Source organism: Paenibacillus polymyxa (assembly GCF_018614975.1).
Taxonomy (GTDB): Bacteria; Bacillota; Bacilli; order Paenibacillales; family Paenibacillaceae; genus Paenibacillus; species Paenibacillus polymyxa_E.
Map to the genome: position 1 here is coordinate 40,387 of NZ_JAGGNR010000023.1, position 23,255 is coordinate 63,641.

38 protein-coding genes are annotated in these 23,255 nt (G+C 44.8%); 36 read left to right on the forward strand and 2 right to left on the reverse strand.

The genetic code is table 11. The features are described 5' to 3' along the window. Positions 1-24: 24 nt before the first annotated feature. The 33 genes from rpsS (at position 25) to J7E78_RS19825 (ending at position 19,180) form a co-directional block, all read left to right on the forward strand. On the forward strand, positions 25-303 hold the full coding sequence (gene rpsS, locus J7E78_RS19665) for a 30S ribosomal protein S19 (RefSeq protein WP_062836183.1): 279 nt from the start codon (positions 25-27) through the stop codon (positions 301-303). 35 nt (positions 304-338) lie between these two features. Next, positions 339-671, forward strand: a complete 333-nt coding sequence (gene rplV / locus J7E78_RS19670; protein WP_024633583.1) for a 50S ribosomal protein L22 — start codon at positions 339-341, stop codon at positions 669-671. Positions 672-686: 15 nt separating this feature from the next. Then, positions 687-1,352 (forward strand): 30S ribosomal protein S3, encoded by a 666-nt coding sequence (gene rpsC / locus J7E78_RS19675; RefSeq protein WP_215077853.1) that lies wholly within the window; start codon positions 687-689, stop codon positions 1,350-1,352. Positions 1,353-1,354: 2 nt separating this feature from the next. Next, a complete protein-coding gene (gene rplP / locus J7E78_RS19680) occupies positions 1,355-1,789 on the forward strand; it encodes a 50S ribosomal protein L16 (protein WP_017692082.1) in 435 nt (144 codons plus the stop codon). After that, positions 1,779-1,976 carry a 50S ribosomal protein L29 gene (gene rpmC, locus J7E78_RS19685; RefSeq protein WP_017692083.1) on the forward strand — a complete coding sequence of 66 codons (198 nt, stop codon included), beginning with the start codon at positions 1,779-1,781 and terminating at the stop codon, positions 1,974-1,976. The genes rplP and rpmC overlap by 11 nt, the downstream gene beginning before the upstream one ends. Before the next feature lie 48 nt (positions 1,977-2,024). Then, on the forward strand, positions 2,025-2,291 hold the full coding sequence (gene rpsQ / locus J7E78_RS19690; protein WP_017692084.1) for a 30S ribosomal protein S17: 267 nt from the start codon (positions 2,025-2,027) through the stop codon (positions 2,289-2,291). Positions 2,292-2,326: 35 nt separating this feature from the next. After that, positions 2,327-2,695, forward strand: a complete 369-nt coding sequence (rplN, locus tag J7E78_RS19695) for a 50S ribosomal protein L14 (protein ID WP_017692085.1) — start codon at positions 2,327-2,329, stop codon at positions 2,693-2,695. 39 nt (positions 2,696-2,734) lie between these two features. Further along, positions 2,735-3,088, forward strand: coding sequence for a 50S ribosomal protein L24 (rplX, locus tag J7E78_RS19700; RefSeq protein WP_017692086.1), 354 nt, complete (start codon positions 2,735-2,737; stop codon positions 3,086-3,088). A 32-nt stretch (positions 3,089-3,120) separates the two neighbouring features. Next, positions 3,121-3,663, forward strand: a complete 543-nt coding sequence (rplE, locus tag J7E78_RS19705) for a 50S ribosomal protein L5 (RefSeq protein WP_215077854.1) — start codon at positions 3,121-3,123, stop codon at positions 3,661-3,663. Between the two features lie 73 nt (positions 3,664-3,736). After that, positions 3,737-3,922, forward strand: a complete 186-nt coding sequence (locus J7E78_RS19710; protein WP_013312154.1) for a type Z 30S ribosomal protein S14 — start codon at positions 3,737-3,739, stop codon at positions 3,920-3,922. A gap of 32 nt (positions 3,923-3,954) precedes the next feature. Next, complete coding sequence (gene rpsH, locus J7E78_RS19715; protein WP_017692088.1) at positions 3,955-4,353, forward strand: 30S ribosomal protein S8; 399 nt, start codon at positions 3,955-3,957, stop codon at positions 4,351-4,353. 30 nt (positions 4,354-4,383) lie between these two features. Then, the gene (rplF, locus tag J7E78_RS19720) at positions 4,384-4,926 is read left to right on the forward strand and encodes a 50S ribosomal protein L6 (protein ID WP_017692089.1); all 543 of its coding nucleotides are present in this window, start codon (positions 4,384-4,386) and stop codon (positions 4,924-4,926) included. 117 nt (positions 4,927-5,043) lie between these two features. After that, positions 5,044-5,412: a 50S ribosomal protein L18 gene (gene rplR / locus J7E78_RS19725; RefSeq protein WP_017692090.1), complete on the forward strand. Its 369-nt coding sequence runs from the start codon at positions 5,044-5,046 to the stop codon at positions 5,410-5,412. Between the two features lie 27 nt (positions 5,413-5,439). Continuing rightward, a complete protein-coding gene (gene rpsE, locus J7E78_RS19730; RefSeq protein ID WP_017692091.1) occupies positions 5,440-5,937 on the forward strand; it encodes a 30S ribosomal protein S5 in 498 nt (165 codons plus the stop codon). 13 nt (positions 5,938-5,950) lie between these two features. After that, the gene (gene rpmD, locus J7E78_RS19735; RefSeq protein WP_017692092.1) at positions 5,951-6,136 is read left to right on the forward strand and encodes a 50S ribosomal protein L30; all 186 of its coding nucleotides are present in this window, start codon (positions 5,951-5,953) and stop codon (positions 6,134-6,136) included. A gap of 43 nt (positions 6,137-6,179) precedes the next feature. After that, entirely contained in the window at positions 6,180-6,620 is a 441-nt protein-coding gene (gene rplO / locus J7E78_RS19740) for a 50S ribosomal protein L15 (RefSeq protein ID WP_091020538.1), read from the forward strand. Next, positions 6,620-7,918, forward strand: coding sequence for a preprotein translocase subunit SecY (gene secY, locus J7E78_RS19745; protein ID WP_047841120.1), 1,299 nt, complete (start codon positions 6,620-6,622; stop codon positions 7,916-7,918). Before rplO ends, secY begins: the two co-directional genes overlap by 1 nt. A 90-nt stretch (positions 7,919-8,008) precedes the next feature. Then, positions 8,009-8,653: an adenylate kinase gene (locus tag J7E78_RS19750; protein WP_036607188.1), complete on the forward strand. Its 645-nt coding sequence runs from the start codon at positions 8,009-8,011 to the stop codon at positions 8,651-8,653. A gap of 3 nt (positions 8,654-8,656) precedes the next feature. After that, a complete protein-coding gene (gene map / locus J7E78_RS19755) occupies positions 8,657-9,409 on the forward strand; it encodes a type I methionyl aminopeptidase (RefSeq protein ID WP_062836189.1) in 753 nt (250 codons plus the stop codon). Between the two features lie 10 nt (positions 9,410-9,419). Beyond that, positions 9,420-9,728, forward strand: a complete 309-nt coding sequence (locus J7E78_RS19760; protein ID WP_091039171.1) for a KOW domain-containing RNA-binding protein — start codon at positions 9,420-9,422, stop codon at positions 9,726-9,728. Between the two features lie 3 nt (positions 9,729-9,731). Beyond that, a complete protein-coding gene (gene infA / locus J7E78_RS19765; RefSeq protein WP_017692098.1) occupies positions 9,732-9,947 on the forward strand; it encodes a translation initiation factor IF-1 in 216 nt (71 codons plus the stop codon). Between the two features lie 152 nt (positions 9,948-10,099). Continuing rightward, positions 10,100-10,213 (forward strand): 50S ribosomal protein L36, encoded by a 114-nt coding sequence (gene rpmJ / locus J7E78_RS19770; protein WP_003333770.1) that lies wholly within the window; start codon positions 10,100-10,102, stop codon positions 10,211-10,213. 20 nt (positions 10,214-10,233) lie between these two features. Beyond that, complete coding sequence (gene rpsM / locus J7E78_RS19775; RefSeq protein ID WP_062329455.1) at positions 10,234-10,602, forward strand: 30S ribosomal protein S13; 369 nt, start codon at positions 10,234-10,236, stop codon at positions 10,600-10,602. Positions 10,603-10,621: 19 nt separating this feature from the next. Next, a complete protein-coding gene (rpsK, locus tag J7E78_RS19780) occupies positions 10,622-11,017 on the forward strand; it encodes a 30S ribosomal protein S11 (protein ID WP_017692100.1) in 396 nt (131 codons plus the stop codon). Positions 11,018-11,153: 136 nt separating this feature from the next. Further along, positions 11,154-12,098: a DNA-directed RNA polymerase subunit alpha gene (locus J7E78_RS19785; protein ID WP_017692101.1), complete on the forward strand. Its 945-nt coding sequence runs from the start codon at positions 11,154-11,156 to the stop codon at positions 12,096-12,098. 34 nt (positions 12,099-12,132) lie between these two features. Next, positions 12,133-12,498 (forward strand): 50S ribosomal protein L17, encoded by a 366-nt coding sequence (gene rplQ / locus J7E78_RS19790; protein WP_017692102.1) that lies wholly within the window; start codon positions 12,133-12,135, stop codon positions 12,496-12,498. Between the two features lie 159 nt (positions 12,499-12,657). Then, the gene (truA, locus tag J7E78_RS19795) at positions 12,658-13,431 is read left to right on the forward strand and encodes a tRNA pseudouridine(38-40) synthase TruA (RefSeq protein ID WP_215077855.1); all 774 of its coding nucleotides are present in this window, start codon (positions 12,658-12,660) and stop codon (positions 13,429-13,431) included. Positions 13,432-13,636: 205 nt separating this feature from the next. Then, positions 13,637-14,074: a 50S ribosomal protein L13 gene (gene rplM, locus J7E78_RS19800; protein WP_024633564.1), complete on the forward strand. Its 438-nt coding sequence runs from the start codon at positions 13,637-13,639 to the stop codon at positions 14,072-14,074. A gap of 19 nt (positions 14,075-14,093) precedes the next feature. Then, a complete protein-coding gene (rpsI, locus tag J7E78_RS19805) occupies positions 14,094-14,486 on the forward strand; it encodes a 30S ribosomal protein S9 (protein WP_017692105.1) in 393 nt (130 codons plus the stop codon). Positions 14,487-15,290: 804 nt separating this feature from the next. Next, positions 15,291-15,983 carry a phosphoadenylyl-sulfate reductase gene (locus J7E78_RS19810; protein ID WP_215077856.1) on the forward strand — a complete coding sequence of 231 codons (693 nt, stop codon included), beginning with the start codon at positions 15,291-15,293 and terminating at the stop codon, positions 15,981-15,983. 23 nt (positions 15,984-16,006) lie between these two features. Then, on the forward strand, positions 16,007-17,176 hold the full coding sequence (gene sat, locus J7E78_RS19815) for a sulfate adenylyltransferase (protein ID WP_215077857.1): 1,170 nt from the start codon (positions 16,007-16,009) through the stop codon (positions 17,174-17,176). A gap of 67 nt (positions 17,177-17,243) precedes the next feature. Next, entirely contained in the window at positions 17,244-17,999 is a 756-nt protein-coding gene (gene cwlD / locus J7E78_RS19820) for an N-acetylmuramoyl-L-alanine amidase CwlD (protein ID WP_215077858.1), read from the forward strand. Between the two features lie 80 nt (positions 18,000-18,079). After that, positions 18,080-19,180: an Mrp/NBP35 family ATP-binding protein gene (locus J7E78_RS19825; RefSeq protein WP_215077859.1), complete on the forward strand. Its 1,101-nt coding sequence runs from the start codon at positions 18,080-18,082 to the stop codon at positions 19,178-19,180. Positions 19,181-19,275: 95 nt separating this feature from the next. Here the strand turns inward: J7E78_RS19825 and gerD are convergent, their stop codons facing one another. Beyond that, positions 19,276-20,028 (reverse strand): spore germination lipoprotein GerD, encoded by a 753-nt coding sequence (gerD, locus tag J7E78_RS19830; RefSeq protein WP_215077860.1) that lies wholly within the window; start codon positions 20,026-20,028, stop codon positions 19,276-19,278. A 125-nt stretch (positions 20,029-20,153) separates the two neighbouring features. Here gerD and J7E78_RS19835 point away from each other — a divergent pair, with 125 nt between their 5' ends. Next, on the forward strand, positions 20,154-20,786 hold the full coding sequence (locus J7E78_RS19835) for a KinB-signaling pathway activation protein (protein WP_215077861.1): 633 nt from the start codon (positions 20,154-20,156) through the stop codon (positions 20,784-20,786). A gap of 100 nt (positions 20,787-20,886) precedes the next feature. On the opposite strand, the gene pdaB is transcribed toward J7E78_RS19835, so the two are convergent. Beyond that, positions 20,887-21,663 carry a polysaccharide deacetylase family sporulation protein PdaB gene (gene pdaB, locus J7E78_RS19840; RefSeq protein ID WP_215077862.1) on the reverse strand — a complete coding sequence of 259 codons (777 nt, stop codon included), beginning with the start codon at positions 21,661-21,663 and terminating at the stop codon, positions 20,887-20,889. A 122-nt stretch (positions 21,664-21,785) separates the two neighbouring features. Between pdaB and J7E78_RS19845 the strand changes: the two genes are divergently transcribed. After that, on the forward strand, positions 21,786-22,403 hold the full coding sequence (locus J7E78_RS19845) for a stage II sporulation protein M (protein ID WP_215077863.1): 618 nt from the start codon (positions 21,786-21,788) through the stop codon (positions 22,401-22,403). Positions 22,404-22,557: 154 nt separating this feature from the next. Next, a complete protein-coding gene (locus tag J7E78_RS19850) occupies positions 22,558-22,788 on the forward strand; it encodes a hypothetical protein (protein WP_215077864.1) in 231 nt (76 codons plus the stop codon). Positions 22,789-23,255: the final 467 nt, after the last annotated feature.

A 23,255-nucleotide genomic window follows, 5' to 3' on the forward strand; every position in this document is an offset into this window, starting at 1 on the left:
TACGTTTGAAGGGAGGATCTCCACATGGGTCGCAGTTTGAAAAAAGGGCCATTCATTGATGGCTACATGCTCAAAAAGGTAGAAGAGATGGAAGCTTCAGGTAAGAAGAACGTAATCAAAACCTGGTCCCGTCGTTCTACAATTTTCCCGCAATTCATCGGACACACATTTGGCGTTTACGATGGTCGTAAACACGTGCCAGTGTATGTAACTGAGGACATGGTCGGACACAAACTGGGTGAGTTCGCTCCAACCCGTACGTACAAAGGCCATACTGATGATGATAAGAAAACAAGAAGATAAATGAACATCTTTAATGTTTGAGAGGAGGTTACACAATGGAAGCAAAAGCACATGCTAAGTTTATCCGGATTGCTCCTCGTAAAGTTCAACTCGTTGTTGACTTGATTCGCGGCAAGCAAGTAGGTGAGGCGGTTGCCATTCTCCGTCACACTCCGAAATCCGCTTCTCCAATCGTTGAGAAGTTGCTTAACTCCGCTATTGCGAATGCGGAACATAACTATTCTTTGGATGTTAACAACTTGGTTATCTCGCAAGCTTACGTGAACCAAGGACCGACAATGAAACGTTTCCGCCCTCGTGCAATGGGACGTGCAAGTCGTATTAATAAACGTACTAGCCACATTACTTTGGTGGTATCTGAGAAGTAGAAGGAGGGGAAATGTGTGGGCCAAAAGGTAAATCCAGTCGGACTCCGTGTCGGAATTATCCGTGACTGGGAATCTAAGTGGTATGCAGGCAAAGACTTCGGTGATCTTTTGATGGAAGACGTGAGAATTCGTGAATTCCTGAAAAATAAATTGAAAGACTCCGCTTTATCTCGTGTAGAAATTGAGAGAGCGGCTAACCGCGTAAACGTAACGATTCACACTGCTAAACCAGGTATGGTTATTGGTAAGGGTGGTTCGGAAGTTGAAAATCTTCGTAACCAAATTACGAAAATTGCTGGCGGTAAAAAAGTACACATCAACATTTCTGAAATTAAGAACCAAGACTTGGACGCTGTTCTTGTAGCTGAAAACATTGCACAACAATTGGAACGTCGTGTTTCTTTCCGTCGTGCTCTGAAACAAGCAATTCAAAGAACTATGCGCTCCGGTGCTAAAGGTATCAAAACTCAAGTAGGCGGACGTCTTGGCGGTGCTGAGATCGCACGTTCTGAGGGCTACAGCGAAGGAACTGTTCCACTGCACACACTGCGTGCTGACATTGACTATGGTACAGCAGAGGCTCATACTACTTACGGACTTATCGGCGTAAAAGTATGGATCTATCGTGGAGAGGTTCTTCCTACGGCTAAGAAACAAGCTGCTAAGGAAGGAGGCAACTAATCATGTTGGTACCAAAACGCGTAAAACACCGTAAGCAACAACGTGGACATATGAAAGGCCAAGCTAAAGGCGGAACGACTCTGAACTTTGGCGAATACGGTCTGCAAGCTACGGAACCGGCTTGGATTACGAACCGTCAAATCGAAGCGGCTCGTATTGCAATGACTCGTTACATCAAACGTGGTGGTAAAGTTTGGATCAAAATTTTCCCAGACAAACCAATCACTCAAAAGCCTCTCGAGGTTCGGATGGGTAGCGGTAAAGGTAACGTAGAAAAATGGGTTGCAGTAGTGAAACCAGGTAAGATCATGTTTGAACTTGCTGGTGTACCGGAGGAAATTGCACGCGAAGCAATGCGTCTTGCCGCTCACAAACTGCCAATCAAAACGAAGTTCGTGAAACGTGAAGAATTGGGTGGTGAAGCAAATGAAAGCTAGTGAATTTCGCAACCTAACCTCTGCTGAAATCGAGCAAAAGATTGCCGGATTTAAAGAAGAACTCTTTAACCTCCGCTTTCAATTAGCTACCGGTCAGCTGGATAACCCGACTCGCATCCGTGATGTGCGGAAAGAAATAGCTCGTGCTAAAACCATTATCCGTGAGAGAGAATTGGGAATCGGTTAATTAGGGATAGGATGGACAATCCGTCCGTAATCAGGAAGGAGGCCAACAATGAGCGAAGAACGTAACGCACGTAAAGTGCAAACTGGTAAAGTGGTCAGCGATAAAATGGACAAAACGATTGTTGTTGCTGTAGAAACTTACAAAAAACACAACTTGTACCATAAACGCATTAAGGTTACTAAAAAATTCAAAGCGCATGACGAAGAAAACACTGCGAAAATCGGTGACACGGTGAAAATCATGGAGACTCGTCCGCTTTCGAAAGATAAACGCTGGAGACTTACTGAAATCGTAGAAAAAGCGGTTATCATCTAATGCATCAGCAGCATTGCTGAAAGGAGGAATACTAAATGATTCAACCATTTACACGTTTGACTGTGGCCGACAACTCCGGTGCGAAGGAACTGATGTGTATCCGCGTACTCGGCGGTACGGGACGTCGTACAGCTCAAATCGGTGATCTGATCGTTTGTTCTGTTAAACAAGCAACACCAGGCGGCGTTGTCAAAAAAGGTGATGTAGTTAGAGCGGTTGTCGTTCGTACGAAACGTTCTGTACGTCGTAAAGACGGTTCCTACATCGGTTTTGATGAAAATGCAGCGGTTGTTGTAAAAGACGACAGAAGCCCACGTGGAACACGTATTTTCGGACCAGTTGCTCGTGAACTTCGCGATAAAGACTTCATGAAAATCGTTTCCTTGGCTCCAGAAGTTATCTAAAGCTTAATCTCGTGATGTTAGAAACAGGAGGTGTACGAAATGCCAAGAGTGAAAAAAGTTCTGGAATCCCATAACAACAAACTTCACGTAAAAAAGGAAGATACGGTTATGGTGATCAGCGGTAAAGACAAAGGTAAAAAAGGCCGTGTCATCGCTGCTTATCCTCGTGAGAACCGCGTCCTTGTGGAAGGTGTTAACATGGTGAAAAAACACCAGAAGCCTAACCAGCAAAATCCGCAAGGCGGCATTATCGAGAAGGAAGCTCCGATTCACGTTTCCAACGTAATGCACATCGATCCGAAGAGCGGAAAAGTAACCCGTGTGGGTTACAAAGTTTTGGATAACGGAAAGAAAGTGCGCGTTGCTAAACGTTCCGGAGAAATTATCGACTAATTGAACCGAATGAGAAAGGAGGGCTATGATTCATGGCATCAAGAATGAAAGAACGTTACCTGCAAGAAATCGCTCCTGCTTTGATGCAGAAGTTTAACTATACAACGGTAATGCAAGTGCCGAAAATCGAGAAAATCGTTATCAACATGGGTGTGGGCGACGCTGTCCAAAACTCTAAAGTGTTGGATTCCGCAGTCAGCGATTTGCAACTGATCGCAGGTCAAAAACCTGTAATCACTCGTGCTAAAAAATCTATCGCAGGATTCAAACTGCGTGAGAATATGCCTATCGGTGTGAAAGTAACATTACGCGGTGAGCGTATGTACTTCTTCCTAGATAAATTGCTCAACGTAACGCTTCCTCGTGTCCGCGACTTCCGCGGTGTATCGAATAAAGCTTTCGATGGACGTGGTAACTACACACTGGGTCTGAAAGAGCAACTGATCTTCCCAGAGATCGAGTATGATAAAGTTGATAAAGTCCGCGGTATGGATATTGTCATCGTAACAACGGCGAAAACAGACGAAGAGTCCCGCGAATTGCTCACGCAAATGGGAATGCCTTTCGTTAAGTAATGTTGGCATAACGTTTCCGGGTGTCTGGAAAGACTCCCTTTTCTCCGAAATTATTTAGGAGGTGTCAGGCTAAGTGGCAAAAACTTCGATGAAAGTTAAACAACAACGTACACCTAAGTTTAAAGTACGTGCATATACACGCTGTGAGCGTTGCGGACGTCCACATTCGGTCCTGCAAAAGTTCAAAATTTGCAGAATTTGTTTCCGTGAATTAGCTTATAAAGGTCAGATCCCTGGCGTGAAAAAAGCAAGCTGGTAAAAAGTCCTGAACGGGAAGGAGGTTAACTCACAATGACTATGTCTGATCCAATTGCAGATATGCTTACTCGTATTCGTAACGCGAACACTGTTCGTCACGAAACGGTAGAAATGCCTGCTTCGACAATGAAAAAACAAATCGCCGATATCCTGAAGCGTGAAGGTTTCATCCGTGACGCTGAAGTTATCGATGATAACAAACAAGGGATTATCCGTGTTTTCCTGAAATACGGTCAAAATAACGAGCGCGTTATCACTGGTCTGAAAAGAATCAGTAAACCTGGTCTTCGTGTTTACACGAAAAGCAACGAAGTACCTCGTGTACTTGGTGGCCTGGGAATCGCGATTATCTCGACATCTAAAGGTATCATGACGGACAAAGAAGCTCGTCAATCGAAATCCGGCGGAGAAGTCGTTTGCTACGTTTGGTAATATAACGTCACAAGATAGGAGGTGCAACATATGTCTCGTATTGGTCGCAAACCAATCACAGTACCAAGTGGTGTAGACATCACCCTGGACAACACCGTTATTACGGTAAAAGGACCTAAAGGAACTTTGACTCGTGAGCTTCATAAAGACATGAAGGTTACAGTTGAAAATAACGAAATCACAGTTGTGCGTCCTTCCGATAACAAAACTCACCGTTCTTTGCACGGCACAACGCGTAGCGTTGTAAACAATATGGTGAGCGGCGTTACTGAAGGATTCGCGAAATCTCTGGAATTGGTTGGGGTCGGATATCGTGCAAGCAAATCCGGAGATAAAATCGTTCTGAACGTTGGCTACTCTCACCCGGTTGAAATTACACCGGAAGCGGGAATTGAATTCGAAGTACCTTCGAATACAAAAATCATCGTTCGCGGAATCGACAAAGAGCGTGTAGGTGCTTACGCTGCTAAAATCCGTTCCGTACGTGAACCTGAGCCGTACAAAGGTAAAGGTATTAAATATGAAGGCGAGCGTATCATCCGTAAGGAAGGTAAAGCCGGTAAGAAGAAATAAGATTTCTCTTACCGCCTTTGCGCGGCTTTCGGCTTGCTTGCTTCGTGTGTTTCTAATATACCCCGTGGCTTCTGCTTTGAAGCCAGCGAGGTAACCTGAAAGGAGTGAATCTTTGAGATGATTACGAAACCAGATAAAAATAAGGCTCGTCTGAAAAGACACCTTCGTGTTCGTAAGAAAATCCAAGGAACGGCAGCACGTCCTCGTTTGAACGTATTCCGTTCTGGTAAACATATGTATGCTCAAATCATCGATGATGTTGCTGGTGTAACAATCGCTTCCGCGTCTACCGTAGACAAAGAATTGAGCACTGACATCAAAAATGGTGCATCTGTTGAATCAGCTCGTAAAGTTGGCGAACTCGTTGCTAAACGTGCGAAAGACAAAGGTGTTTCCAACATCGTATTTGACCGTAGCGGTTATCTGTACCATGGTCGTATCGCAGCATTGGCTGAAGCGGCTCGTGAAGCAGGACTTGAGTTTTAAGATATTTTTCAAAAGGAGGTTAACGACTTGCGTGTAGATCCGAATACTTTGGAACTGACTGAAAGAGTTGTAAATATTAATCGCGTAGCTAAAGTAGTAAAAGGCGGACGCCGTTTCAGCTTTAGCGCACTGGTTGTAGTCGGCGACGGCAACGGCTGGGTTGGAGCTGGTATCGGTAAAGCGGGCGAAGTACCTGATGCAATTCGCAAAGGTATTGAAGACGCTAAGAAAAACCTTGTACACGTTCCACTCGTAGGAACATCGATTCCTCACTTGGTAACAGGTAAGTTCGGCGCAGGACGCGTGCTGTTGAAACCAGCATCTGAAGGTACTGGTGTTATCGCTGGTGGTCCTGTACGTGCGGTTCTCGAACTTGCTGGTGTAGGTGACATTTTGACAAAATCTCTGGGTTCTTCGAATTCCATGAACATGGTCAATGCGACTTTGGAAGGTTTGTCCCGTTTGAAGCGTGCTGAAGACGTGGCTAAACTGCGCGGAAAATCCGTCGAAGAGCTTCTGGGTTAAGGAGGGAATTCTCATGGCTAAATTAGAAATTACCCTCGTCCGCAGCTTGATCGGACGTCCGGAGACGCAAAGAACAACTGTGAAAACATTGGGTTTGCGCAAAATCAATAGCAAAGTGGTACAAAACGATAATCCTGCCATCCGTGGTATGATTAACAAAGTAAGCCACTTGGTTGCTGTTAAAGAAGTAGAAGCTTAATATCGGGTTAATCCCACAAATCTTTAAGGAGGTGCAACGAACGATGAAGTTACATGAGCTTTCACCATCTCCTGGATCCCGCAAAGAACGCAAACGTGTTGGTCGCGGTCCAAGTAGTGGTACAGGTAAAACATCAGGTCGCGGTCACAAAGGACAAAACAGTCGTTCTGGCGGTGGAGTACGTCCAGGCTTCGAAGGTGGACAAAATCCATTGTATCGTCGCTTGCCAAAACGTGGTTTTGTAAACCCAACTCGCAAAGAATATGCAGTTGTGAATACTGAAGACCTGAACAGTTTTGCTGCGGGTACTGAAGTAACTCCAGAATTCTTGATGACGAACGGCGTAGTTAAAAACGCTAAATCCGGAATCAAAATCCTGGGTAACGGTGATGTCACTGTGAAGCTGACTGTTAAAGCTAACAAGTTTTCTCAATCTGCTATTGAGAAAATTGAAGCTGCCGGCGGTACAACTGAGGTGATTTAATGTTCAAGACCCTAAAGAATATCTGGCGGGTTGAAGATCTGCGCAAAAGGGTATTATTTACCCTTTTTGTACTGATCATTTACCGCATCGGCTCCTTTGTCCCTGTACCGGGAGTTAACAAAGATGTGTTCGAAGCGACAAATTCTGCGGGTAAAGAAGTTTTCGGACTTCTCAATACGTTCTCGGGTGGAGCGCTCTTCCAGTTCTCGATATTTGCGCTCGGGATCGTGCCTTACATCACTGCGTCTATCATAGTACAGTTGCTTTCCATGGACGTTATTCCTAAATTAGCGGAGTGGGCAAAGCAAGGTGAACAAGGTAAGAAGAAATCTGCACAGTTGACCCGTTATTTAACCATCGGGCTGGCATTGATTCAAGCGTTTGGTACGTCGATCGGATTTAACCGCTTGTACAATACAGAGATGGTGCCTAACGCTACATTTGCAGATTATATCTTGATCGCGATTGTACTTACGGCCGGTACTTCATTCCTGATGTGGCTTGGTGAGCAGATCACCGAGAAGGGCATAGGAAACGGGATTTCGATCTTGATCTTTGCGGGTATCCTATCTACGGTGCCTAACATTATCAAACAAACGATCGAATCTGACTTCATTCAACCTGATCAACTGTTTATGAATATTCTTAAAGGTGTTATCATCGCAATTGTTATTGTGTTGATCATCATAGGGGTCATTTACATTCAGCAGGCGATTCGGAAGATTCCGGTACAGTACGCTAAACGTGTCGTAGGTAACAAAATGTACGGTGGACAGAATACACATATCCCGCTGAAAATTAATGCAGCAGGTGTTATCCCTGTCATCTTTGCTTCATCGCTGTTGATGTTCCCAACGATCATCGCCAACTTCTGGGCAGATCGCCTCTGGGCACAGTGGATCGGACAGAATCTGACTACACACAAACCTCTGGGTATGTTGCTGTATGTCGTGATGATCTTTGGTTTCACATTCTTCTATACTTTCGTACAGATGAATCCACAGCAGATGGCTGATAATATGAAAAAGAACGGCGGTTACATCCCAGGCATTCGCCCGGGTAAAGCAACCGAGAAATATCTGACCCGTGTCATGACTCGTTTGACAATGGCCGGAGCCATCTTCTTGGCAGTCATTTCCGTTCTGCCTGTATTCTTAGGGGCACTTTCTGGTTTGCCTCAATCTGCGCAAATTGGAGGAACATCCCTCCTGATCGTTATCGGTGTTGCGCTGGATACGATGAAGCAAATCGAAAGCCAATTGATCAAACGCCACTACAAAGGTTTTATCAATAAATAGGCAATAGGTACCGGTCGAGTGAAGATTTACTTGCCGGCACCTATTGTGCTGTTTGTTGATGTAGGGTAGTCTTGGAGGGAGTGACATAACGTGAACATCCTATTCATGGGCCCTCCGGGGGCAGGAAAAGGAACGCAAGCAGACGTCATCGTGAAAGAGTTCGGTATTCCCCATATTTCAACAGGCGATGCATTTCGTCTCGCGATCAAACAGGGAACTCCCATTGGCATGAAAGCCAAGGAATATATGGATCAAGGATTGCTTGTACCAGATGATGTAACCATTGGCATCGTTGAAGAACGTTTGCAGCAGCCTGACTGCAGAGAAGGTTTCCTCTTGGACGGATTTCCAAGAACCCTTTCGCAAGCAGAAGCACTCGATGGCATTCTGGATCGATTGAACTCAGGTCTCGATCATGTAATCAACCTGAAAGTGGATCGCAACAAATTGCTCGCTCGTCTGACGGGGCGTCGAATTTGTAAAAACTGTGGTTCCACTTATCATGTGGTATTCAATCCGCCTAAGCAGGAAGGTATTTGTGATAAATGCGCTGGTGAGTTGTATCAACGCTCTGATGATAATGAAGAGAGTGTAGGTACACGACTGGACGAGTATATCAACAAAACAGCACCACTCCTCACGTTCTATGAGACTAAAGGTCTTCTTCGTCAAATGAACGGAGAACAGGATATCGATCAAGTTTCTCAAGAAATCGTGTCCTTACTGAGAGGTTAATTGATGATCATTGGTAAGTCCGAAACGGAACTGGGCTTGATGAGGGAAGCAGGGAGAATTGTTGCGGAAACGCATCGTCTCTTGGCAGAGCATATCGCTCCCGGTATTACGACTGGAGAACTTGACCATATGGCTGATCAATATATCCGCAGTCAAGGAGCTGTGCCGTCTTTCAAAGGTTATAACGGTTTCCCTGCCAGTGTGTGCGCTTCAGTCAATGAAGAGTTGGTACATGGATTTCCCGGCAAACGCAAGTTGAACGAGGGCGATATCGTTACGTTTGACATTGGCGCGCAGTACCAGGGGTATCATGGAGATTCCGCCTGGACTTATCCGGTCGGCCGTATTTCCGAAGAAGCCCGTCGTCTTCTGGACGTTACCGAGGCTTCGTTATACGCAGGTCTGGCGCTGGTAAAACCGGACGTTCGCTTGTTTACAATATCTCATGCGATTCAGAAATATATTGAAGATGAAGGGTTCTCCGTAGTTCGTGAATATGTCGGTCACGGCATAGGCGCAGATCTGCACGAAGAACCACAGATTCCGAACTATGGTCTTCCCGATCGGGGACCACGGCTTAAAGCGGGCATGGTGCTGGCCATAGAGCCGATGGTTAACGTAGGTAGACGGTATGTGAAAACGTTGGAAGATAACTGGACTGTCGTCACGGTTGATGGAACGTTATGTGCCCACTTTGAACACACCGTAGCAGTTACACCAGATGGTATGGAAATTTTCACGAAACTGAATGCGTAGGTGATGAGGCATGAACAGTCAGTCTAATCCGCAGCTCGGTCAACTTGTGAAGATCCGTAAAGGCCGCAATGCGGACCAAGCCGCAGTAATTGTTGCTATAGCGGACAGTAAGTTCGTATATATTGCGGATGGAGACAAACGTAAGTTTGATCAACCTAAGAAGAAGAATCTTCTTCATCTTGAACTCCAGCCCATGATTAGCAGCGAGGTTGTGAACAGTTTAAACGAGAGTGGTCGGGTGACAAATGGAAAGCTCCGTTACGCGGTTCATTCATTTCTGGAATCCACCAACATTCAAGCTGAAGAGAAAGGAGACTGACTAATGGCCAAGGAAGATGTCATTGAAGTGGAAGGTACGGTTCTCGAACCGCTACCGAATGCAACATTCAAGGTTGAGCTTGAGAACGGTCATCAAATTCTCGCTCACGTTTCCGGAAAACTACGGATGCACTTTATCCGTATCCTGACTGGAGACAAAGTAGTTGTTCAGTTGTCGCCTTATGATTTAACAAAAGGTCGCATAACTTACCGTAAATAGTAGTAGACAGTTGCAATGAACTGTGAAGCTTATGTAGCGGGTTTTGCCCGGCAAAACTTGCGAAAGCTTCGAAGCCGGTTTTACAATAGTAGAACAAGGTCAATGCTTACGAAGAGGGTTTTGCTTAGCAAAACTTTGAGGAGGTAATTCACATGAAGGTAAGACCTTCGGTCAAGCCGATTTGCGAAAAATGCAAAGTCATTCGCCGCAAAGGGAATGTTATGGTTATCTGTGAAAATCCGAAACACAAACAAAAACAAGGTTAAAGAAGGGGGTGTAGCGTAAAATGGCACGTATAGCTGGTGTGGATTTGCCACGTGATAAGCGCGTTGAGATCGCCTTGACTTATATTTTCGGAATCGGTAAAACGACTTCCCAGAAAATTCTGAGCACAACAGGCATCAATCCGGACACTCGTGTTCGTGATTTGACGGAAGATGAAGTCAGCAAATTGCGTGAAAGTATCGATAAAGAGGTCAAAGTAGAAGGTGACCTGCGTCGAGAAATCTCTTTGAATATTAAACGTTTGACGGAGATCGGTTGTTACCGTGGAGTTCGTCATCGTCGTGGTCTGCCTGTTCGTGGACAACGTACGAAAACGAATGCTCGTACTCGTAAAGGTCCTCGTCGTACAGTAGCGAACAAGAAGAAATAATAAGGGGGGATAAGAGAAAATGGCTAAACCGAAAAAAGTCGTACGTACTAAACGTCGTGACCGTAAGAATATTGAATCTGGCGTGGCGCATATCCGTTCCACTTTCAATAACACTATCGTTACTATTACGGATCCTCACGGAAATGCAATTTCGTGGGCAAGCTCCGGCGGTCTCGGATTCAGAGGTTCCCGTAAATCGACTCCGTTTGCTGCACAAATGGCTGCTGAGACTGCTGCCAAAGCTGCAATGGAACATGGGATGAAAGCCGTTGAGGTTATGGTTAAAGGACCAGGCGCAGGCCGTGAAGCAGCGATCCGCTCTTTGCAAGCTGCTGGTCTTGAAGTTAACCTGATCAAAGACGTAACTCCAGTCCCGCATAACGGATGCCGTCCTCCAAAACGTCGTCGTGTCTAATGAGATTTGCCCCTGCGTGTGGTATATTTCCGGCACAATCTGCTAATAATGGTTGTTTAGGCATACTACTACATGTTTTCGCAAGAGAAGGTAAATGTTTCATAGAGGACCGACGTTTTGAAGGAGGGGTATTGCAGTGATTGAAATCGAAAAGCCGAAAATTGAGACGGTAGACGTCAACGATGATGGCACCTATGGGAAATTCGTAGTAGAACCGCTTGAGCGCGGATACGGTACGACGCTTGGAAACTCGCTTCGCCGAATCTTGCTCTCGTCACTGCCGGGTGCGGCAGTGTCTTCGGTTCAAATCGATGGCGTTCTGCATGAATTTGCTACAGTTCCTGGCGTAATGGAAGATGTTACGGAGGTTATTCTTAACCTGAAAGCTTTGTCGCTTAAGATTCATTCGGATGAGGAGAAAGTGCTCGAGATTGATGCTGAAGGCGAAGGAGCAATTACGGCTGGAGATATCCGTGCTGACTCCGATGTGGAAATCCTAAACCCGGATTTGCACATTGCTACGCTCGGACCAGGTTCGAGACTTCACATGCGTATTTTTGCCAATCGCGGTCGCGGCTACGTCCAGGCAGATCGGAATAAACGCGATGACCAGCCGATCGGCGTCATCCCAGTCGATTCCATCTTCACCCCGATCAGTCGCGTTAACTACGCTGTGGAAAATACGCGTGTCGGTCAAGTGACCAACTATGACAAGCTCACGTTGGAAGTTTGGACTGATGGAAGTATTCGTCCTGAAGAGGCTGTAAGCCTTGGCGCTAAAATTTTGACTGAGCATTTGATGCTCTTCGTTGGTCTTACAGACGAAGCGAAAGATGCAGAGATCATGGTCGAAAAAGAAGAAGACAAAAAAGAAAAAGTACTCGAAATGACGATCGAAGAGCTGGATCTCTCTGTTCGTTCCTACAACTGCCTCAAACGTGCCGGTATTAATACCGTGCAAGAGCTGACTACGAAAACAGAAGAAGACATGATGAAAGTCCGTAACCTCGGACGCAAGTCTTTGGAAGAAGTTCAAGAGAAGCTTGAGGAACTTGGTTTGGGACTCCGTACAGAAGAATAGACAGCCGAGTGCTTGAAGTGAAGGAGGGAAAACAATGGCATACCAAAAGTTGGGCCGTAATTCCAGCGCACGTAAAGCTTTGTTCCGTGACCTGGTAACCGACCTGTTCTTATACGAACGCATTCAGACAACTGAAGCGAAAGCAAAAGAGGTTCGCTCTATTGCTGAAAAACTGATCACTAAAGCGAAAAAGGGAGATCTTCATGCCCGTCGCCAAGTGGCAGCATATGTTCGCCGCGAAACGATCGATGGTGAGCAAGATGCAATCCAAAAACTGTTTAGCGAATTGTCCGGTCGTTACGCTGAGCGTCCAGGTGGATACACTCGTATCCTGAAACTGGGACCTCGTCGTGGTGACGCAGCGCCAATGGTTTACTTGGAACTGGTAGACCGCGCGTAAAACAGATGAGATGAGGAAAGGGGACAGAATCAACGATTCTGGATTAACCCTTTTTTTCTCTTCATTTCGGAATTCGTGCTGTAATAGAAGCTCCGTAAGGGGCTTCTTTTGCTGTTCGGGATAGGGACATGTATAGTATGGAACAAAGGTGTGGTAATAATGCGGAACTTATGTATGACGTTAACTTATGATGGCACTGCCTATTACGGCTTCCAAGTACAGCCGGGTGGAAATACCATTCAGGATCATCTTGAAGATGCGATTCGTGCTTTAACCGGTGAAAAGGTTAAGATTACAGGTTCAGGCCGAACAGATGCAGGTGTTCACGCTCGCAGACAAATCTTCAATTTTCCTACGGAGTCCCAGATCCCGATTGAACGTTGGTGTATTGCACTCAACTCCAGATTACCCTCCGATATTGTCGTTATTGATGCGATTGAAGTTCCGGCTGATTTTCATTCTCGCTATGCAGCGAAAAAGAAAACGTATCGTTATACAGTCAATGCGAATCAATTTCCGGATGTATTCAACAGAAGACTGCAGTATCATCATCATGCGAAGCTTGATATTATGGCAATGCAGGAGGGCTTACGACATTTCATAGGGACGTATGATTTTACCTCTTTTGCTTCACGCAAGTCTCAGAAAGAGAATCATGTTCGTTCGGTATACGAAGCATGGATGGAAGTGGACCGATCAATGTGCAGAGACCATCCGCGCGATCAGGGTGTCATTCACATTTATGTGAGTGGTAACGGCTTTTTGCAGCATATGGTTCGTATCATTGTAGGGACACTGCTGGAGATCGGAGAGGGCAAACGGAAAGCCTCTGATGTACCGAATATGATTGCTGCATGTAATCGATCTGCTGCAGGACCTACTGCAGTTAGCTGCGGTTTAATGCTCTGGGATCTTGAATACAAAAAAGATTAAATTTGGTGAGTGAAAAGCTTAATTAACACTTGCGATTTAAGCGCTTATCCTGTAATATAAAAGTTGTGTTTTCTTAATGGCTTTCCCACAGCCCCAATTAAGAGGTTCACATCAAATTTACAATCCATCAACACCTAAAGTTATAACTTAACGAACGAAGATAAATGAAAATGATGATTTTGAACATTTTAAGGAGGAACTTTTCATGCGTACTACGTACATGGCGAAGCCTAACGAAGTTGAGCGCCAATGGCACATCATTGATGCTGAAGGCAAAACCCTCGGACGTTTGGCGAGCGAAGCAGCTGCTTTGATTCGCGGCAAACACAAGCCACAATTCACTCCACATGTGGACACTGGCGATTTCGTTGTTATCATCAATGCTGAGAAAATCGTATTGACTGGTAAGAAAATGCAAGGTAAAAAATACTACCGTCACTCCATGCACCCAGGTGGTTTGAAAGTAACTACAGCTGAAGAGATGGTTAAAAACAAACCTGAGCGTATGTTGGAATTGGCTGTTCGCGGTATGCTTCCTAAAACTCGCATGGGCGAGAAAATGAAGTTGAGACTTAAAGCGTACAGAGGCACTGAGCATCCACATGCAGCACAAAAACCAGAAGTTTACGAACTTCGCGGTTAATTAAAAGGAGGACAGTTTCATGGCACAAGTACAATACTATGGGACAGGTCGTCGTAAACATTCGGTAGCACGTGTTCGCCTTGTACCGGGTGAAGGACGCATTGTCATCAATAAACGTGATATTAATGAATACTTCGGTTTGGAAACACTCAAACTGATCGTAAAACAACCACTGAACTTGACAGAAACGCTCAACAACTATGACGTTCTTGTTATTGCTCATGGTGGCGGAATCTCCGGTCAAGCCGGCGCAATCCGTCATGGTATCTCCCGCGCTCTGCTCAAAGCAGATCCGGAATACCGTGCATCCCTGAAAAAAGCAGGATTCCTGACTCGTGACCCACGTATGAAAGAGCGTAAAAAATACGGTCTTAAAGCGGCTCGTCGCGCACCTCAGTTCTCCAAACGTTAATATTAAAAGCCTTTGGCCTCGGTCAAAGGCTTTTTTTTATATAATCTTGACTAATCCGCAATATATTGTATTAGTTTGTGCATTAGCTCTGTTAACTCTGATGTCTATCCTCATGCTTGTACAATTTCCTTCATTGCCTTTTCAATTTTCTCTTAATGTCCCTCAATACAGTCCTATAATACGTACGTTAATACATCTACATCTTCCTGAACCTTTCTAATCGTTTTAGTTCATTGGATTTGCTCTTACCCATCGCACACTGCACATTCTATATCAGCTCCTTATAAAATCATCTATTAGCGCTCATGCCAGATTCATTGAATGTCTCGGCATATTGTTTTTACACTTAAATCTTTGGTGCACAGCTTATCAGCATTTCTTATGGAAACGATAAAAGTCCCTTACATATCAACCGCTAAAAGTCGAAACGCTGCTCCCCTTAAATCTTCTGCTTTTCGTCATTCACTTTCAATCGATTAGTGATTTTTTTGACGTTGCTCTTGCCTGCAAGAACAGTCCAAACCCAGTAGCAGCAAAGCTTTCCAAGGCTAAGAGATGTATTATCATCTGCCCAATGACTTGGATCAACTTGAATAATTTTATCTGAATAACGAATAGATGCATAAATTGAACTAAAATATTCCCTGAAAGATACAGTTTAAAATGGACAGAAAGTGATCATTTTTTACCAGATGGTAGGCATTGACATCCTCAATGAAAGATTTATACTAAATATAATTCACATTTGATTAGTCGGCTTTAAGATTAAGATGTAATGAATTGCAGAATGGGGGAAATTTACAGATGAACTTGTTGGAGAAAGAAGAATTGGCACGGATGAAGGCAGAGGAACTGGAACATGCCAGTCCAGAGGATATTATTCGGTATGCTATTGAAACATTTCCTAATATCACTTTTGCATGTAGCTTTGGTGCAGAAGATGTTGTACTTGTAGATATGTTGCAGAAGATCAGCCCATCCACAGATATTTTTTATCTGGATACAGATTTTCACTTTAAAGAAACATACGAAACACGTGATAAGATGCAGGAGAATTACAACCTTGAATTTGTACGAGTGTCACCTAAAATTACTCCGGAAGAGCAGGCAGCTCAACACGGTGAAGAGTTGTGGAAGTCTGATCCCAATGGGTGCTGTAACATTCGCAAAGTCGAACCGTTAACACGTATTCTTTCTCAGTATGATGCATGGATTACAGGTATCCGTAGAGATCAAGCACCAACTCGTGCAAACTCGAAAAAGGTTGAATATGATTCCAAATTTGGCCTGATGAAGTTTAATCCGATTGCGCACTGGACGACGGAGGATGTATGGCAATATATTCGTGACAATAACGTTGTATATAACCCTCTTCATGATCAGAACTACCCAAGTATTGGTTGTGAGCATTGTACACGTCAGGTTATGCCTGGCGAGGACCCACGTGCTGGACGCTGGTCTGGTAATGATAAAACGGAATGTGGCCTTCATAAATAATAGATAACCAAGGAGCTGACAAGATGACATCGATTCTGCCTCATGGAGGTACGCTGGTTCAGCGTATCGTACAAGGAGAAGAACGGGAGCAATTGTTGCAAGAAAGTAAAAACTTATCCTCTTTGCGTATTAATACCTGGACGATATCAGATTTGGATCTGATTGGTGTAGGTGCGTTCTCACCACTTCAAGGTTTCTTGAATGAGGAAGATTACCTTTCGGTGGTGTCTCGTATGCGTCTCGCCGATGGAACAGTCTGGAGTATACCAATCACACTTGCTGTTGACGATAAACAAGCCGCATCCCTCCAGATTGGCGAACTTGTGAAACTTGTTGGTGATCAAGATGGAGTCACTTATGGACTGCTCGAAGTCCAAAGTATATACCAGGTGGATCAGGGTGAAGAAGCCCGGCGTGTATTCAAAACAGATGATCCCGAGCACCCGGGTGTTAAAAAACTGTTGGAGCGTCCTGTAACATACGTAGGAGGTCCAATCCAAGTGTTGAACCGTCCAAAACCTTCGAAATTCGAAGAGTTCTATTATGATCCTGCAGATACCCGGAAGATTTTTCAGGAGAAGGGTTGGAAGACGGTAGTCGGTTTTCAGACACGTAATCCGGTCCACCGGGCTCATGAGTACATCCAGAAGAGCGCTATGGAGATTGTAGACGCACTTTTCCTGAATCCACTCGTCGGAGAGACGAAGTCGGACGATGTTCCCGCGGATGTTCGGATGAAGAGTTATCTGGTATTACTGGAGAACTATTACCCGGCTGATCGTGCGTTCCTTGGTGTGTTCCCCGCAGCCATGCGGTATGCCGGCCCACGTGAAGCTATTTTCCATGCGATGGTTCGCAAAAATTACGGGTGTACCCACTTTATTGTTGGTCGTGACCATGCGGGTGTTGGTGATTATTATGGAACATATGAAGCACAGGAGATCTTTACGAACTTTACAGCAGAGGAACTGGGGATCACTCCGTTGTTCTTCGAACATAGTTTCTTCTGTACCAAATGTGGAAACATGGCATCCAGCAAAACTTGTCCACATGATAAAGATCACCATATGGCGCTTTCCGGCACCAAAGTACGCGGATTGCTGCGTGACGGCCAGTGTCCACCACCTGAATTTACACGCCCTGAGGTAGCTGAGGTGTTGATTGAAGGAATGGCGGAGCAAGTCCGATCCTAACGGTATAATTGTCCATCTTGTCCCATATAGATGATTAGAGTCATTTATAGGGACGAGGTGGTTTTTTATGCGTAAAAATATGGGGAAGCACTTTGTAGTCTGGATTAGGTTAAAAACAATTAAAAGGGTTATGCTGAGCCTCTGCCTGTTGGCTATGTTAGTGGCAGTAATGTCCTATAAACTGCCTTCCGCTAAGACTTCAGGTTATTGGAGTTTGCCAATGGCAGGTAAAGTTATTGCCATCGACGCAGGACATGGAGGTCCGGATGGAGGAGCGGTAAGTAAACAGGGGGTTATTGAAAAAGATATCAACCTGTCTATCGCCCTGTATGTGAGAGATTATTTGCAACAGGCAGGGGCCTTAGTGGTTATGACACGAGAAATTGACACTGATCTGGCCGAATCGGACACCAAGGGATACTCCAAACGCAAGACCGAAGATCTGAAGCAAAGAGTGCGGCGAATAGAGGATAAGCAAGCAGATCTTTTCATCAGCATTCACATGAACAGTGTTCCTTCTAACCGATGGAGTGGAGCGCAGGTTTTCTATACGACTAACCATCCGGATAACGAAGGACTGGCCAATCTGCTTCAACAAGAGATGGTTCGTAATCTGGAGAATACAGATCGAATCGCCAAAACGGTTAACACGGTTTATCTGTTACAGGCCTTGAAGATCCCGTCAGCACTCGTAGAAGTGGGTTTCCTTTCTCATCCGGAAGAGGCACGTATGCTTGCCGACGAAGCTTATCAACGCAAGGTAGCTGCTTCGATCTACAATGGGGTTCTAAGATATTCCTCAGGAGAACGGCCTAAAAGTTAGTCAGAACAAGAAAGGTAATGATATAATTGGAACAGCATACCTAAATTACATGCCAATAGATAAAGCTGAGGTGCTGTCTGATGTTATCAAAAGAACAGATACTTGAACTATTACAGCCATTACAAGAACCACAATTGGGAGTAAGTCTGACCGAACTGGAATGGGTTCGAGATATTATGGTGAAAGAAAATCATGTGGCTCTGACCATAGTGACACTGGAAAATCGACCTGAGGATACAACAGCCTTGAGTGATGCAGCGCGTAATCTGTTGTCCCAGCACGGACTGAAGGATGTACATATTCGTGTGCGTGCAGCTTCTGAGCATGATCGTGAGAGCCTGAATATGGGACAACCCGATGAAGAGCAAGATCGGGACGAAGTGCTCGTAAAAGGTCACGCAGCTGGTCTGGATGGACATGAGCTGTTAAGTCCTGAATCAGGTGTTCGTTTTATTGCTGTGGCCAGTGGTAAAGGTGGCGTTGGTAAATCAACGGTAACCGTTAATCTCGCTGCAGCCTTGGCACGTCAGGGCAAGAAAGTGGGCTTAATTGATGCGGACATTTATGGCTTCAGTGTACCCGACATGATGGGGATTGAAGAATATCCGGTCGTTGAAGATGGTGTTATTCAACCGGTTGAACGTTTTGGCGTCAAAGTTATGTCGATGGGTTTCTTTATTCGTGAGAACAACCCGGTAATCTGGCGCGGACCTATGCTTGGTCGGATGCTGCGTCAATTCTTTACTGATGTCCAGTGGGGCGAGTTGGATTATATGTTACTGGACTTGCCACCAGGTACGGGTGATGTCGCTCTGGATGTGCATCAGATGTTGCCCCAGAGCAAGGAGATTATCGTTACTACACCGCATGCAACAGCAGCTTTTGTTGCAGCACGTGCAGGTGCCATGGCCATCCAGACAGATCATGAGTTACTTGGTGTGGTTGAAAACATGGCTTACTACGAGTGTGGCAGTTGCGGAGAGAAGGATTATGTCTTTGGTCGTGGAGGCGGGGGGAGGCTTGCAGAAAGTCTGCATACGAGCTTGCTTGCCCAGATTCCATTAGGCACGCCGGATAATCATCCTTCCGAGCCTGATTTCTCACCGTCTGTATACAAAGCAGATACCCGTATCGGGGCTATCTACGATGAAGTTGCACGTTCCATTGATACCAATTATTAAAATGGCATGCGTAATATCGATACAAATAAAGCCTGCGTCCATTCGGTTCGGATGCAGGCTTTTCAGTCTTTTTATGGTGTAACATCATTTAATGTTTATGAACCTCCCCCACCAGATTCACCGCTGCTTCCACCATCTCCACCATCGCTACCTTCCTGACCTTCTTTTTCGCCGCCTTGCTCTTCGCCCTGTTTTCCGCCACTTTCTACTTTTGGTTGCAATTCGTCTTGCACTACCTTCTTGAGCAAGGTGAGTACCTCCATGCGGAACAACGGGTTTTGCATCACTTCCTGCATGACAGTCATCGTCTGTTTGCGATAATCTGGAGTCTTCGTCATATCCATGAACATCTTGGATACCTCAGGTGACTTCATGATGTCTCCAACAGATTTTTGATATGTGGGATCTTTGATCAACTGCATATGAAGCTGTTTGCTTTGAGCGTTGATCACTTTGGCAAATTCACCGGCAAACTGTGGATCGGTCATGATCTTCTCGAATTCCTTCTGGTATTCGGGAGCTGTAATGGTGTCTTTTACTGCAATACGTATTTGTTCTGAAGATTGCACAGGCATTAACATTTTCATACCAATGGTTCCCGTACCACCACCCGATCCGCCGCCACCTTCTTCTGAACCGCCGCCTTCACCGCTGGATGAACTTTGACCGGTAAGAGCTTCCTCCACCGCTTTCTTGCCTTCATCACTTTTCAAAATATCTACAACCATTGTTTTCATCTCTTTATAACTGCCCTGAGGAGGCGAAGAACTCTGATCTGAACCGCAGCCGGCAAGCATGACGGATAGCCCCAGTACGACACAGCATAGCTGCCACAAAGGCCGTTTCATGTGTACAATCCCTCCTTGATTAGATACTGGATGTAGTATGTGATGGGAAAGGGGGAAATATGTTGAGCAATGATGGTTTTTTGCTGAGAAGGTTGGTAAAATAAACACTCGGGGGTGGAAAACATTTGAATTTACGTAAATGGTTTTTCCTGTTTTGGACAGCCTTGCTTGTTGGGGCAGCGGGAGCATTGGGTACAGGATTGATTATGATGCTGGTGAACGGGGAGAAGACAAATGGACTAAATGATTTTCTTCTGTATCTTCTAATCCTGTTTGGTTCCGGGGTTATGATCAGCGTGTATTCACAAATGGGTTTCTTTGCATATCTGATTTTGAATTATATGGGTAAAGGTGTATTTCCAAAGCGCGGTTGGCAGATCGTGCAGATTGTACTAACGGTGTTAGCCCTGCTTGACGTGATGTTTTTACGCCTGTTTGTTGGGGGAGACCGGGAGCGCATATCGGATATTGTGTTAGGTATCATTATTTTGGCAGCTGCAATTGTTACCGCTTACGTTAAAGTAAAGCTGACTCATATCTCCGCGCTTGTACCTACACTCTTTTTCATGATTGCCGTCACCATAGTGGAAACGATTGGCGTATTACGTATTGATGTGAATGCTGCAACCATATTTATTGTGGTTCCCTTACTCTTATGTAATGCATACCAAATGCTGATATTGCACAGGCTGGTGGATGTATCTACGAACCAGAGTGTAGGTGGAAAGGCAGAACAGTTGAAAGAAAGCCGCGCATAGAATTCGTTTTGCATAAAAAACATACCAAAAAGAGCTAACCTGGTTAGCTCTTTTCAACTTTTATACTCGTGTTTGAGCTGTCGCACCAGCATTCAACAGCTTATTGACCACTTGCTTGATCACGCACTTCCTTACCTTCTACACTGGAATGATTAAGCAACTCAGACACGGTTACGAATTCATATCCCTGATTTTTTAATTTGTCGATAATGACAGGGAGTGCCTCATGAGTTTGTTTAGAAGAATCGCTTGCATGCAGCAGCACGATGTCCCCTGGATGTGCTTTACTTACTACGCGATCAACAATGGTCTGTACACCAGGGTTTTTCCAATCCAGGGAGTCGGTATCCCACTGCACAACCTGATAATTCAGACTATTGGCTACCTGAAGCACTCGCTTGTCAAAGTCCCCGTTGGGCAGACGTAGTAATTTCGGTTCTTTTCCCGTTAAATCGGTTAAAATGCTATGAGCTGTCGAAATTTCTTTGCGAATTTCTTTCTCAGTCAGGCTGCTGTAGTTCTCATGTCTGTGACCATGGCTGCCAATTTCATATCCTGCCTCTTTGATGGCAGTAACAATTTCGGGGTGTGTCTTGCTCCAGGGGGAGGAAAGGAAAAAGGTTGCCTTCTGCACTTTATTCTCTTGAAGAACTTTCAGAATCGGCTCTGTCCGTTTATCTCCCCAGCTAATGTCAAAGGTAAGTGCAATTACCTTCTTCTCGGTTGGAACGCTGTAGACGGCTGATGGTGCTTCCTCCGAGAATACGGAGACATCACCACTCTCCAGGTAAATAATACCGATCGCAAAGATGGCAGCAACGAGGACAATCAGGTACCGTTTAATCTTTTTTCCGCTAAATACATAGAACGAGTTCATTTCAATAAGCGCCCCTCTCCCATAAGAAATGCTTGTTTACTCTCCAATGTATGCTCGTACTCCGCAGTTATTCGTAACGGAACCTTGTTTGTCCATCATATTAGATTTTACAGGAGGTTATTATGTTAAAATTCAGTACATTTCTTAGAGATCTTGGTTCCATCCGTAGTGCGTTAATCTGGTCCGTAGTTTTGTTTGCTGTTGGTATAGGGGCAGGATGGGTGAGCACAGGGCCACTTGAAGAACTGTTGTTGAACCAAATCGGAGGATTACGTGAAGTCAGTGAACGACTGGAGCAGGGGGGCAATGTGCAATGGAACTTCTTCATGTTTATCTTTTTCAATAATGCCATCAAAAGTGTACTTGTCATCTATGCCGGGATATTCTTTGGTATTCTGCCTGTTATCTTCCTACTGATCAATGGGATGGTCCTTGGATTTGTAGTGCACACCACGATGAATTATGGAGCAAGCTTCTATGATATCGTGGTTAAAGGTTTGCTTCCGCATGGCATTATTGAGATTCCGGTCATTATTATTGCTTGTGCATTCGGACTGAAGTTTGGGGGGCTGGTTATTAAAAGTCTTGTACAACTTGGAAGTGACAAACGAAACACGATGGGTACCCGGTGGAGAGCATTCATGAATAGGACGTTAACGGCATCCTTCTGGGTTGTCATCTTGCTTCTTGTTGCAGCAATCATCGAAAGCACACTTACGTATACTCTGGTGAGAGGATAAAATTTTGTGATGGTTGGCATTCATAAATTTTCGGAAAGTTGACCATAACAATAAAACGGGTTCAAGCAGCACCCACAAAAAGCGATTGCACGGGGGGCAGCATGAAACTTGTGTAAGTGTGATAAAGAGGCTATGCACAAAAAGGAGAACTCTAATGCTGGGTATGTTGTTTAACGAGAAGGAATGCAAGGAACTAGACTATATGCTGCGTAAAGAATTAGATGAAATGCTGTTCGATCTAAGTGATAATCGTCTTGACCAAGAGATCAAATATGCTATCGCGAGCCGATATAAGACTGTGTTCCGCATGTATGCACGCTTTGCCCCGCCAAAAGAGTTGTCCAAGTATGCTAGAGGTGGGAAGCTGAAAAAGTCGAAGCCGTAATGCTGAAGCTGGTCATATATTCGCTTTTACAGTAATGGAAGTGAGGTGCGGCTCTTGTTAGCGGATGCTGTACCTCTGAACCATGAAAATGTGAAATTGTTGAGGGGTACATACTTTTTGTCGAAAAAGGGTTGACCTTTCTAATTTCATATGGTAAATTAATTTTCGTTCCTTTTTTAGGAACGGTTCACGGAAACAAGCATGAAATAAAGCGAATGAAAAGAATCGAAAAAATAATGCTTGCAAAGAGAACTTCAACATGATACATTATAAAAGTCGCCGCTGAAACGACGACAACATGAAAAACAGCACTAAATTGAATGTTTGATCTTTGAAAACTGAACAACGAGTGAGTGAACATTCTGCTTGCAGAATGAACGCGAAAGTTTGAGACAAGCCTTGGCTTGAATCGACTGGAGCACAAATGAGATTTTTAATCTCGTCAGATTCAAAATGAGCTTATCGCT